General features: G+C 61.1%; 12 protein-coding genes. 4 read left to right on the top strand and 8 right to left on the bottom strand.

Annotated features, from left to right (window positions below):
* The first annotated feature begins 252 nt into the window (after positions 1 to 252).
* Positions 253 to 1,317 carry a hypothetical protein gene (locus AC0J1C_RS16735; protein ID WP_473044892.1) on the top strand — a complete coding sequence of 355 codons (1,065 nt, stop codon included), beginning with the start codon at positions 253 to 255 and terminating at the stop codon, positions 1,315 to 1,317.
* Between the two features lie 26 nt (positions 1,318 to 1,343).
* Positions 1,344 to 3,410, top strand: a complete 2,067-nt coding sequence (locus AC0J1C_RS16730; RefSeq protein WP_473044891.1) for a TRAP transporter large permease subunit — start codon at positions 1,344 to 1,346, stop codon at positions 3,408 to 3,410.
* 40 nt (positions 3,411 to 3,450) lie between these two features.
* On the opposite strand, the gene AC0J1C_RS16725 is transcribed toward AC0J1C_RS16730, so the two are convergent.
* The 7 genes from AC0J1C_RS16725 to mutM all read right to left on the bottom strand — a co-directional run bounded on the left by AC0J1C_RS16725 (position 3,451) and on the right by mutM (position 9,011).
* Positions 3,451 to 3,729, bottom strand: coding sequence for a hypothetical protein (locus tag AC0J1C_RS16725; RefSeq protein WP_375192600.1), 279 nt, complete (start codon positions 3,727 to 3,729; stop codon positions 3,451 to 3,453).
* Between the two features lie 87 nt (positions 3,730 to 3,816).
* Positions 3,817 to 5,352, bottom strand: a complete 1,536-nt coding sequence (locus AC0J1C_RS16720; RefSeq protein ID WP_473044888.1) for a phosphoenolpyruvate carboxykinase — start codon at positions 5,350 to 5,352, stop codon at positions 3,817 to 3,819.
* A gap of 172 nt (positions 5,353 to 5,524) precedes the next feature.
* The gene (hslO, locus tag AC0J1C_RS16715; RefSeq protein WP_375192602.1) at positions 5,525 to 6,379 is read right to left on the bottom strand and encodes an Hsp33 family molecular chaperone HslO; all 855 of its coding nucleotides are present in this window, start codon (positions 6,377 to 6,379) and stop codon (positions 5,525 to 5,527) included.
* 71 nt (positions 6,380 to 6,450) lie between these two features.
* Positions 6,451 to 6,858 (bottom strand): ribosome-associated heat shock protein Hsp15, encoded by a 408-nt coding sequence (gene hslR / locus AC0J1C_RS16710; RefSeq protein ID WP_473044886.1) that lies wholly within the window; start codon positions 6,856 to 6,858, stop codon positions 6,451 to 6,453.
* A gap of 40 nt (positions 6,859 to 6,898) precedes the next feature.
* Positions 6,899 to 7,588 carry a GMP/IMP nucleotidase gene (gene yrfG / locus AC0J1C_RS16705; RefSeq protein WP_473044884.1) on the bottom strand — a complete coding sequence of 230 codons (690 nt, stop codon included), beginning with the start codon at positions 7,586 to 7,588 and terminating at the stop codon, positions 6,899 to 6,901.
* Between the two features lie 95 nt (positions 7,589 to 7,683).
* Positions 7,684 to 8,016, bottom strand: a complete 333-nt coding sequence (locus AC0J1C_RS16700) for a hypothetical protein (protein WP_375192605.1) — start codon at positions 8,014 to 8,016, stop codon at positions 7,684 to 7,686.
* Positions 8,017 to 8,198: 182 nt separating this feature from the next.
* On the bottom strand, positions 8,199 to 9,011 hold the full coding sequence (gene mutM / locus AC0J1C_RS16695; RefSeq protein ID WP_473044882.1) for a bifunctional DNA-formamidopyrimidine glycosylase/DNA-(apurinic or apyrimidinic site) lyase: 813 nt from the start codon (positions 9,009 to 9,011) through the stop codon (positions 8,199 to 8,201).
* Between the two features lie 151 nt (positions 9,012 to 9,162).
* Here mutM and AC0J1C_RS16690 point away from each other — a divergent pair, with 151 nt between their 5' ends.
* Entirely contained in the window at positions 9,163 to 10,341 is a 1,179-nt protein-coding gene (locus AC0J1C_RS16690) for a DesA family fatty acid desaturase (protein ID WP_375192607.1), read from the top strand.
* Here AC0J1C_RS16690 and rsmD read toward each other — a convergent pair.
* Positions 10,317 to 10,967: a 16S rRNA (guanine(966)-N(2))-methyltransferase RsmD gene (gene rsmD, locus AC0J1C_RS16685; protein WP_473046575.1), complete on the bottom strand. Its 651-nt coding sequence runs from the start codon at positions 10,965 to 10,967 to the stop codon at positions 10,317 to 10,319. The genes AC0J1C_RS16690 and rsmD overlap by 25 nt on opposite strands.
* 158 nt (positions 10,968 to 11,125) lie before the next feature.
* Here rsmD and ftsY point away from each other — a divergent pair, with 158 nt between their 5' ends.
* Entirely contained in the window at positions 11,126 to 12,301 is a 1,176-nt protein-coding gene (ftsY, locus tag AC0J1C_RS16680) for a signal recognition particle-docking protein FtsY (protein WP_473044881.1), read from the top strand.
* The last annotated feature ends 13 nt before the right edge of the window (positions 12,302 to 12,314 follow it).

Genomic DNA, 12,314 nt, shown 5'->3' with positions numbered 1-12,314 from the left:
GTCTGGTGCGGCCGGAATCAATCGACTCGTGGCTGCTCCCATCTATAGTGGCTTGCGCCCCAATGTGCAAACACCGGTGCAGCGGAAGTCTGTGAAATTCGGTGTCATTTGCGGCATCTGTCGCATAAAAAGCGGGTTACCTACGCCATAATGCGGGCCTGGTTACAGTCTGTAACAAAGCGGCGCCGCGACCCCTGGCACTGCTGCCCGCACCACCGGGCGGGACAACAAGAACCAAAAGGTAAAGAAGTTATGACTCAACTCAGGAACTCCTCGCGCCCGGCAACGCCCTGGATGCGACCTGTCCGCGGCCTGCTCGCGGCGGTGGCTGCAAGTGTGTTACTCAGTGGCTGTGGCGTGGTCAATAACATGATCTACAAGACCACCGGCGATGTCATGCAGGGCTTTTCCCGTAACCACACCGTGCCGTTCCTGATGCAAAGCGACGACCTGGCCATGGGATGCGCCATGAGCGAGGCGACAGCACCTCTGCTGATGTCGTTCGGCCGGGTAACCGATGAGCCGGACCAGTTGGCAGTCATGCTTTACCTCTCCGCCGGCGGTTGTGCTGATGAGCAGGCCCGGGAGCATGAATTGGCAGCCCTGGCGGCCCTGCACGCGATGAATGGCAACGCCGCGCAGGACGCGATGATTCGTCAGAAGCGCGCCCACACCCTGGCGTCCCAGCGTTATTTCCGGGCCTGGCAGCATTTCAAGGCCCACTACGGTGATCCCGCCGCCGGCGAATGCCCCGGCTTCGATGACGATATGGATGAATTCATCTACATGGCCGGCCTGCTCTCGGGCCTGCAGGCGCTGAATGCGCAGATCCAGTCCACCTCATCTACCGGCGTGCCCGCCAACATCGGCTCCATCGCGGCCCGGGCGACCAGCTGTCTGGATAATGAGAAATGGTGGGGCGCCCCGATGGCCCTCAGGGCCACTGTCTGGGCGATGATTCCCGGTGCTCAGCCGGCGGGTGAGAACGCGTTCGAGCGACTGGCGATCGCCGGTGAGCAGGGTGAAGCAGCGGGCGTGCGCCTGGCCCATGTATTCCACGCCCTGGCGGCGATGAACAAGGGCGATGAAGCGATGGTTCGGCAGGTGATCCGTGATCACGCCGCATCCATCGAGACCACACCGGCCAACGAGGAGTGGCGCTTCGTCGATGCTCTGGCCACCGACATGATCGTTGCCGTTTCTGATCGTCTCTGGGTCGAGAATACCGGGCATCGGACACCGCTTGGCCAACTCGGCACCTTCTGGGATGACCAGCCGGAGAACGTCGAAACCATGGATCTGGACGATCTGCTGTAACCATTCCACTTCCAGGGTAAAGAGTCATGTCCAAGGGCGGTTTTCAGCGCAGCGGTCTGGAGTGGTTTTCTTCGCTGCCGGCGTGCCTGCTGTTGCTGGCGGTGGTTATTTTTTCCACCAGCAGCGACATCCACAACCAGATGCTGCGTGGCGGAGAACAGCTCTGGAGCGGCTATTACAAGCTGCGGATGGATCCGGTCCAGCCCACCTGTGATCCCGATCCGGACATAGACGCTGCAGTTGAAGCCGAACTGGCCGCCAGTGCCGAAGCCGACGATCCGATGGCGGCCCTGCTGGGTGCTGAAGAGAAGGACCCCGCCGACGTCCGGCTGGCCATCGAGCGGTCCGTGGCCGATTGTCGGGAAGCGCACCGGAGCTACGAGAACCTCAAGCAACAGCTTTCCCCCGGAGTCAAAGCCTATCGCGCGGTGGAGCTGTTCATCGCCGATCTGATCGCCTTCGGACTGGAGTCCCAGCGTTTCATTCTGGTGGTGCTGGTTATGCTGTGCGCGGTAACGGCCACCCTGACCCGACATCACATTGCCATGCGCGCGATGGAGACCCGGCTGGATTACACCGTGTCCCACACGCTGCAGACGATTGCCAACGCCATGCTGCTGGGCTCCAGCGTGATTTTCCGGCAATCCACCCTGGGCTCGGACACCGCCGTCTCTTCGGAAGAGCTCCTGCTGCACAATTTCTGGATTGTCGGCTTTGCCTGCCTGACCCTGGCCAGCCTCTACCGGCTGTTGCGGGTACCCCGGGATCTGGAGCCGGGAGGCAACCTGAACAAGGCCTTCCTCGCGGTGCCCCTGTACACGGTGATGTGCCTGATTTCCGGGACCTATTTTGCGCTGATCGGACATGCCTCGGGCATTGGCATTTATTTGGGCAAGATGATGGAACTGTCGGACATGTTCCTGAACGTCGGCCTGTATGTCTGGGTGGGCATGATGCTCAAGCAGACCCGCCTGGCAACCCTGGTGTTCAATGTGTTCCGGCCGTGGCGTATGCCCCCGGAATTGCTCGCCGTGGTGGCGGTTCTGGTGGCGGCGGTGCCGACTGCCTACACCGGCGCCTCCGGCATTTTCGTTATTGCCGCCGGTGCTGTGATCTACAGTGAACTTCGTGCCGCTGGTGCCCGGCGCCACCTTGCCCTGGCGGCGACGGCAATGTCCGGTTCCCTGGGTGTGGTGCTGCGGCCCTGTTTGCTGGTGGTGGTCATTGCCTACCTGAACCGGGAAGTGACCACCGACGAGCTATTCGGCTGGGGTATCTGGGTGTTCCTGCTGACCGCCACCATGTTCGCGCTGGTGGCCCTGAGCGTTAACCGGCAGAGTCAATTCAACCTGGCGCCCTCCTCGGAGGCCTTTCCGGCGATGCTTCAGGCGCTGAAGCCACTGATCCCCTATGTTCTGGTGATTGCCGCGGTGGTCCTGTTCTATCGTCTCGCTTTGGATGTTGGCGTGGATGAATTCTCGGCGCCGAGGCTGCTACCGGTCATCATGCTGGCCATTCTGGTGTACGAACATGTGCGCCTGAAGAACCGGAAAGGTCGTGCCTCGGGCGAGGTCAACCATCAGGGCCTTGAGCGCAGTCTGCGCGGGGCCACCAACGACACCACGGCGGAAATTGGCGCACTGCTTCTGCTGCTGGGCCTCTCGGTCAGTATCGGCGGTGTGATCGAACGGTCCCACATTATGGAAACCTTCCCCCAGTCGTTCGACAGCACCTGGTCGGCCATGCTGCTGATGGTGGTGATCCTGGTGGTCCTGGGCATGATCATGGATGCCTTCGGGGCGGTGATCCTGGTGACGGCAACGGTTGCCACCATTGCCTATGCCAGCGGTATCCACCCGGTGCACTTCTGGATGGTGACCCTGGTGGCGTTCGAGCTGGGCTACCTGAGTCCGCCGGTGGCGCTGAATCACCTGCTTACCCGACAGGTGGTGGGCGAGGCGGAAGTGCTGGCGGCTCAGCAGGAGAGCGGCAGCTTCTACCAGCGCCACGAGCGGATCATCATGCCGCTGATTGCCATGGGCATTTCGCTGATCCTGGTGGCGTTTGTGCCATTGCTCTTCTACGCCGGATAAAACCTGAGATGTCCCGTGCCGCGAATGTGCGTGCCGGGGGCTATCGGTTACCCCACATCTTCGAGACAGCCGCATCGGAACCGAGCGTTGCGACAATAATTGAAAGACCGCCAATGCCCAGAAAAACCAGCAGAGGGATCAATGCGCCGAGCTCCCCGGTATAGGCAAGGGCGGCACCAGAGCCTGTGGCGAGAATGAGGAAGAGCACGCCTACCGCTTTCAGGATGGTTCGATGGGAGGCCTTGTAGCTGGGTCCGACTTCACCGCTTTCCATGGGCGTCAGGATCGGAGAGAAGAGCTTGCGCAGACGGTTTTTCATCGGTGGTGTCCTGCTGAGTTGAGCCCCTATCTTACAAAAAAAGCGCCGTGCGTTCGCAGGGCGCTTTTTTATTGACCGCTGGCGGCTTCAGTTCAGTTTCGGACCAGCCTCGACAATCGAATCGGCCACGTCGAACTTCTTGAAGTTCTCCACGAACTGGGCGATCAGTTCCTGGGCCTTGCCGTCGTAGTAGTCCGGGCTGACCCAGGTGTTGCGCGGGTTCAGCAGCTCGGTATCGACGCCAGGCACATGCTTGGGCACGTCCAGGTTCAGCGTGGGCAGGTGCTCGGTTTCCACGTCGTCCAGATCGCCGTTCTGGATGGCGGCAATGATGGCACGCGTGGTCGGGATGCTGAAGCGCTGACCTTCACCGTACGGACCGCCAGTCCAGCCGGTGTTCACCAGGAACACCTTGCTGCCGAACTCGTCCATCCGCTTCATCAGCAGCTCGGCGTAGACGCCGGCCGGGCGCGGGAAGAACGGCGCACCAAAGCAGGTGGAGAAGGTGGACTTGAGCTTGGAGGAAGAGCCCATCTCGGTAGAGCCCACGAGTGCAGTGTAGCCACTGAGGAAGTGGTAGGCCGCACCTTCACGGCTCAGGATGGACACCGGGGGCAGCACGCCCGTCATGTCGCAGGTCAGGAACACAATGTGGGACGGCTCGCCGGCCCGGTTCTCGATCACTCGCTTTTCGACGTGCTCAAGCGGGTAGGCGCAACGGGAGTTCTCGGTCAGCGAGACATCGGTGTAGTCCGGCTCGCGTGTTTCCGGATCCATCACCACGTTCTCGACGATGGCACCGAAACGGATGGCGTCCCAGATGATGGGTTCGTTTTTCTGGCTAAGGTCGATGCACTTGGCGTAGCAGCCGCCCTCGATGTTGAACACCGTGCCCGGGCCCCAACCGTGCTCATCGTCGCCGATCAGGTAACGGTGGGGGTCGGCCGACAGGGTGGTCTTGCCGGTACCGGACAGGCCGAAGAACAGACAGGTCTCGCCGTTCTCGCCCACGTTGGCGGAGCAGTGCATGGGCAGCACGTCTTTCTCGGGCAGCAGGAAGTTCTGCACCGAGAACATGGCTTTCTTCATTTCGCCCGCGTAGTGCATGCCGGCCAGCAGCACCTTGCGCTTGGCAAAGTTGATCATCACGCAGCCGTTACTGTTAGTGCCATCGCGTTCGGGTACGCACTCGAAATTGGCGGCGTTCAGGATCTGCCATTCCTGTTTGTCGGCGGGGTTGTAACTCTCCGGGCGGATAAAGAGGTTGCGGCCGAACAGGTTCTGCCAGGCGGTCTCGGTGGTCATCTTCACCGGCAGGTAGTGCTCCGGATCCGAGCCAACGTGCACATGGGAGACAAACTGGTCTTTCTCGGCGATGTACGCCTCAACACGCTCCCACAGGGCGTCGAACTTTTCCGCATCGAACGGGCGGTTGATCGGACCCCAGTGGATATCGTCGGAGGTGCTTGGCTCCTCGACGATATAGCGGTCCATGGGAGACCGGCCCGTGCGATCACCGGTTCTTACCACCAGCGATCCGTTGGATGCCAGCTGGCCTTCGTCACGTGCCAGCGCCACCTCAACCAGTCGTGCTGTACTCAGATCATTATAAGTAGTGCTCACTTCGACCTCGCCCTCGGGATGTCTTAGCGATTGTTCAGGCCGCCCCCCAAAATTGACGGAAATCTGAACAATCGGGTCAATTCAGGCGCGCTATTATGCCAGAGACGCCGGTAAAAAACGACTGCCCGGAAAGCCTTGCTATGAGCGGCTTCCGGGCGAATCGAGACGACGTTCAGTGTAACGTATGACCGGTGAAAAGATGATCAATATCATTTCTATCGAAGCGATAGTGAGCGTGGCAGAACTGGCAGTCCATTTCGATGGAACCCTGTTCCTCGATGATGCTGTAGCACTCGTCTCGTCCAATGGCCTCCAGGGCGCCGAGGGTCCGCTCTCTTGAGCAGGTGCAGCGGAAGGCCACGGGTTCGGCATCGAACAGGCGCACGGTCTCCTCGTGGAACAGTCGGTGCAGCACCGTTTCGCTGTCCAGTTCCAGCAGTTCGGCAGCCTCTACCGTGCGGGCCAGGTGGTTAACCCGCTCCCACAGGTCCTCATCCTCATCGGTGGCCCCGGGCAGGCGCTGGAGCATCAGGCCGGCCGCGCCCTTGTCGTCGGCAAACAGGATCAGAGTGGTACCTATCTGCTCCGAGCGTTCGAAGTAGTCTTCCAGGCAGCCGCCCAGCGTATCCGATTCTCTTGGCACCACACCCTGGTAGCGTTGGCCCTGCTCCGGGGTGATGGTGATGGCCATCTGGCCCTGGCCGAGCAGGTCGGTGAAGCTGTCCTCACTCACCGCGTGCTCGTCAAACCGGGCCAGGCCGCGGATGTACCGGTCGTGGCTGCACTCGGCCATGAGCGTGCGCAGAGGGCCTTCGCCCTGGGCCTGGATCGAGATGGTGCCCTGGTACTTGAGGGTGCTGCTCATCAGGATGCTGGCCACCAGTGCCTCGCCCAGCATCGTGCGAACGGTATCGGGGTAGGGTGCCTGGCTGCCGATCACCTGATAGCTTTCACCCAGCCGGACCCAGGCTCCCCGCACCTGACTGTGCTCGAAGATAAAACGCTGGAACTGGTCGCGGGATGCCATGTGATGTCTCCTGAAAAGCTGAATATCGATGGGGAAGGGGTGGCTCCGGCTCGACCGCCTTCCGGCTTGGGTCAGAGGCCGTTCTGTTCGCGGAATCGCTGGATGTCGCGACGATCCTTCTTGGAAGGTCTTCTTGCCGGTGGAAGCTGGGCTGCCTGCATGGTTTTCCGCTGCCAGGCCAGTTCTTCGCGCTTTTTAACACTGTCTTCGGTTTCGTGGTAGAGCTTTTGCGCCTCGGGCGCGCCACGTCGTTTGTCGCTGATATCGTCGACGATCACCACTTTTTCCTGCCAGCCAAGCCGCAGGGTCACAGTCGCGCCAGTCTCCACCAGTTTGCCGGGTTTGCAGCGCTGGCTGTTGTAGTGCACCTTGCCGCCTTCGATGGCTTCCTTGGCAAGGGTGCGCGTTTTATAGAAGCGCGCGGCCCACAGCCACTTGTCGAGTCTTACGCGTTGTTCGTCAGAGGTTGGTGCCGTCATATCTCCTCACCGGATGGGTCTCTACCCGGATTATAACCCGTCATTGGCCGGTTGACAGGGAGGAGCGTTCCCGCAGTGCCGGAAGCACTTCGTCGAAGTGGTGGATGCAGGGGATGTCCGGGTGAGCTTCACGGGGCCCTTGCTTGCTGTCCGGTGCCAGCACGGCCAGGCACTGGCTGATCCCGGCCCGGAGTGCGCTCTCGAGCACCGGGAAACTGTCGTCCACCATCAATGTGGATTCCCGGCGGTAGGGGGCCAGCGTCTGCAGATCTTCCCAGAACGCCGGCTCTTCCTTGGGTTTGCCCAGCTCGTGGCTGGAGACAATGGCGTCCACTCGCGACGCCAGCCCGGTCCGTTCGAGCTTCAGGGCCAGTGGGTCAGGGTGACAATTGGTGACGATGACCGACCGCAGGCCGCTGGTTTTCAGCGCGTTCAGGAAATCGATCACGTGGGGGCGGTAGCCGATACGATCCCCCACTTCGGCTTTCAGGCTGGTGATATCCAGTGACAGCCGCTCACTCCAGTAATCCGTGCAGTACCAGTTCAGGGAGCCGCGCTCGGCCATGATCATCGGGATCAGGTGGTCTTTGGCCTGCTGTGGGTGCAGGTCATAGTGCTCGGCATAGCGCGCCGGCAGATGCTCGAGCCAGAAGTGGTTGTCGAAGTGAAGATCCAGCAGTGTTCCGTCCATATCCAGGAACACAGTGTCGAGGGACGACCAGTTAACCATACGCCAAAGCAGCCTGAGGAATTTCCTTCAGGCTGCCGCAGTTTCGCCTTTCCGGCAAGCCGTGATAGTACGGAGGCCGGATGTTTTGGTCGGGATCAGTTGTCGGCCTGTTCCACCGTTTCCGGCTTGCGGCCGGTGCGGGTGCAGCCCAGGCAGCGAACGAAGGTCGCCTTGGCGGGGCCCATTACCAGGACTTCTCCCGCCTCACCGGCGTTGCCGCCCAGCAGGGAGAAGGGCAGGGACACCAGGTAGACGGCGCTGCCAACAATGGTGGTGGCCAGCAGTGCCGGACGGACAAAGATGGCGTCGCCGGTCATGGCCAGGGCGGACGGGGTTTCATCAACGGCCTGGGCATGGCCGAGTGAAGAAAAGGCCATCAGGCAGGCAGCCAGGGTGGCTACCAGAGTGCGGGAAATCTTGCGGATCATGGTTACTGTCTCCTGAGCTTCTTGGCCCTCGCGATCTGTTCCCCGCAGGGAGCAGTACCGGAACGGCATCCATCGGATGCCAGCCTATTGTATACGCCGGGCATAAGTCCTCCGTTAACTATGAATCATATTTGCGCATTTTCAAACGATTTTTCGTTGCAAAATGTGCACCGGGTCGGCCTTTAGCGCTGACACTGCGGGCAGTAGACCGTCGACCGGTTGTTCATGCGGATTTCTTTCAGTACCCGGCCACACTGGCGGCAGGGTTCGCCGTCGCGTCCGTAAACCAGCAGGGACTGTGCGAAGTAACCCGGCTTGCCGTCACTGTTCACAAAGTCCCGAAGTGTGGTGCCGCCCATCAGGATGGCGGCGCTGAGGGTTTCCCGGATGGCTTCCGCCAGCCGGTGGTAGCGGTCCAGGCTGATTCGACCGGCCTTGCGGCGGGGGTGGATCCTGGCCTTGAACAGCGCTTCATTGGCGTAGATGTTGCCCACGCCAACCACCACATGATTGTCCATGATAAAGGACTTCACCGGCGTGCTCCGGCCCCGGGAGAGTCGAAACAGGTGGGCGCCGTTGAATTCCGGAACCAGGGGCTCTGGCCCGAGGTGGCGGATCAGCGGGTGCTCCTCGGTGGAGTCGGCCCAGAGCCAGCAGCCGAATCGCCGGGGATCGTTGAACCGGAGAATCACGCCCGACTGCAGGACCACATCAATGTGGTCGTGGGTGAGGGGGGCAGTGCCGTCGGTGATCACCCGAAGACTGCCGGACATGCCCAGATGCACGATGACCGTACCCTGGTCGAGATTGAGGAACAAATACTTGGCCCGCCGGTCAACGCTCCGGATCACCTGGCCTTCGAGGCGGTCACCCAGGTCGGAGGGAACCGGCCAGCGCAGGCTGCCATTGCGGACGGTAACCCGCGCGATGGTCTGACCCTCGCAGTGCGGGGCAATGCCCCTTCGGGTGGTTTCAACTTCGGGCAGTTCGGGCACGGGGCTTCTCCTGGAAACATCTAAGTGTAATCAGTAACAAATTTGCATCCAAATGCGGTTGTTGGGGCTTACAGCTGTAAGCTAAAGTGTCGTCGTTGCCAAAGCGGCGACCCTGGCTCTGTGCCAGTGATTTTGATTTTGAGGATTTGCTATGTGGTTTAATGGTCTTCTTGACCTGTCTGTGATGCAGCTCGTTCTGGTGACACTCGGAATGACCCACGTCACGATTGTCAGTGTAACGCTCTATCTGCATCGCCATTCGGCGCACAATTCGCTGGACCTGCATCCGGTCCTGAAGCATTTTTTCCGGTTCTGGCTCTGGCTGACCACGGCCCAGAACACGAAGGAGTGGACGGCGATCCACCGCAAGCATCACGCCAAATGCGAAACCGAGGAAGATCCCCACAGCCCGGTCGTGCTCGGCATTCGTAAAGTGCTGTTCGAGGGCGCCGAGCTCTATGCCGCTTCCGCTACTCCGGAAACCCTGGAACGGTACGGACAGAGAACACCCGAGGACTGGATCGAGCGCAACGTTTACAGCCGCTACAAGGTGCTGGGTATCGCGTTGATGGCCGTGATCAACCTGGCGCTGTTCGGTGTTCATGGTATCTGGATCTGGGCAGTGCAGATGATGTGGATCCCGGTCTGGGCTGCCGGCGTGGTCAATGGCATAGGTCACTGGATGGGCTACCGTAACTATGAGTGTGCCGACAACGCCCGCAATATTTCGCCGCTGGGCTTGCTGATTGGTGGCGAAGAGCTGCACAACAACCACCACACCTACCCGAATTCGTCCAAGCTGTCCCGTCGCTGGTTCGAGGTGGACATCGGCTGGGGCTATATCCGGCTGTTCCAGCTGTTTGGATTGGCCACGCCCAAAGGTTACCGGCCCATTGCCCATCACGTGCCGGGCAAGCTGGATATGGATGTGGAAACGGTGCAGGCCATTGCCAACAATCGCTTCGATATCATGCGTCAATACCGCAAGCGGGTCATGGAGCCGGTGCTGCGTCAGCAGAAGTCCTTGATGGACGACGAAATCCGTCCCCGGTACCGTAAGCTCAAGCAGCTGCTGTCACGGGAGATCAGTCTGATCCACCCCAGGGAGAAAGAAACCCTGGAGTCGGTGCTCGAGCGTAACGCCGTGCTCCGCCAGATCTACGAGAAGAGCCATGAGCTGCAGGCGCTCTGGCGTCAGCGGGGTCTCAAGCCCCAGGACAAGCTCAATGCCCTGATGGCCTGGTGTCGTGAGGCAGAAGCCAGCGGTATCCGCTACCTCGAGGAGTTTGCCGACCATCTGCGGGCCTACTCGCTCAGACCCTCGGCCTGAACCCGAAACAGGCAATAGGTAACCTGGCCTGCACGCTTCTGACGGTGCAGGTGCCAGGTCGCCGGCACCGCCGGCGTGACCAGTTCACTCTCATGCTCCACGTAGACCCAGCCGCCGGGTTTCACCCAGCCCTGCGCTTCCATTAGCGGAAACAGCCGTTCCAGCCAGCCCTGACGGAACGGCGGATCCATGAACACGATATCGAACGGCGGTCGCTGCCGCTGCGCCAGGTAGTGCTCCACTGCGCTGCACACCACCTCTCCCGATTCAGACTTCAGCAGCCGCAGGTTGGTCCTCAGTGCGTTGGCCAGAGCCGGCGTGTGGTCCACCAGCGTGGCATGGCCGGCACCTCGGGACAACGCTTCAAGTCCCAGAGCGCCGGAGCCGGCGAACAGGTCCAGGCAATCGCTGCCGGCGAGGTGAAAGGCCAGCCAGTTGAACAGAGTTTCACGGGTGCGGGCCGGCGTGGGCCGAACGCCCCCGGCGTCGGGGAACTTGAGTTTGCGGCTGCGCCAATCGCCGCCGATGATCCGAAGCTCGCCAGCACCCCGGGTTCCGCTGTCTGAGCGGGCGGGAGCCGGGCTTTTTGTGGCGGGGTTTCGATGAGCGGGTTTTCGACGCGCCATGGCGGTAACTCCGAAGCGGATCAACAGGGTGATGAACCCCGGCATGTTACCGGAATCCCGTGCCAGCGTGATAATCTGGCAAGCCTCACTTCAATGGGACAGTCTGCTAGAATGTGCGCTTTCTGTGTTCCGCCCATTCATACTGATGGATTGATTTTATGACGGCAGAGTGGATTTCAATCGGCCTGTTGGCCCTTCTTGTGCTCGTTTTCATTCTGGATGTTGCCGGCAACCGGAGCCGGGCGCCAAGGCCGCGGCCGGTACCCCAGCGCAAGCCCGAGGTTGCAAGAGGGGCTGCGCCAGAGCCCAAAGAAGGCGAGCCTGAGCCTGCTGCTGAGGCCGAACCAGAGCCGGAGCCTGAAGCCGAACCCCGGCCCGCCGAGCAACCCCCGGAGCCGGTGGAGCCGGAGCCCCAGCTCAGTGTTTTTGAGCGAATCCGCAAGGGCCTGGGTAAAACCCGCGCGGGCCTGACGGGTGGCCTGTCAGATCTGTTCTCACTGGGCAAGAAGATTGACGAAGAGCTGCTGGAAGAGATTGAAACCACGCTTCTGATGGCCGACGTAGGCGTTACCGCCACTTCCGAGATCATTGATTCTCTCACGGAGAAGCTCGAGCGCAATCAGCTCAAGGACGGCGAGGCGCTGCGCAAGGCGTTGCGTGGCGAGCTGCACGACCTGCTCAAAGACGTTACCCAGCCCCTGAAGATCGACGCCGACAAAACCCCGTACGTCATTCTGATGGTCGGCGTGAACGGCGTGGGCAAGACCACGACGATTGGCAAGCTGGCCCGCAAATTCCAGGACGAGGGTAAATCGGTGATGCTGGCGGCGGGCGACACCTTCCGCGCGGCTGCCGTGGAACAGCTGCAGGTCTGGGGGGAGCGCAATAACGTGCCAGTGGTGGCACAGCACACCGGGGCCGACAGTGCGTCGGTCATTTTTGACGCCATCCAGTCGGCCAAGTCCCGTGGCGTTGACGTGGTGATTGCCGACACCGCCGGCCGCCTCCAGAACAAGGACAACCTGATGCAGGAGCTGGAGAAGGTGGTCCGGGTAATGAAGAAACTTGATGAGACGGCGCCCCACGAGGTCATGCTGGTGCTGGATGCCGGCACCGGACAGAACGCCCTGAGCCAGGCCCAGGTGTTCCAGCAGGCGGTGGGAGTGTCCGGGATCACCTTGACGAAACTCGACGGCACCGCCAAAGGCGGTATCGTGTTTGCCATCGCCCGCCAGCTGCAGCTGCCCATCCGCTTTATCGGTGTGGGTGAGCAGGTGGAGGATCTGCGCAGTTTCGACGCCGAAACCTTTGTTCACGCGCTTTTCGACGAATAGCCCAGCGCCCAGC

The sequence above is a fragment of the Marinobacter sp. E2 genome (genome assembly GCF_055755345.1).
The sequence above is the reverse complement of the archived record's forward strand: the minus strand, read 5'-3'. Positions and strand labels throughout refer to the sequence as shown.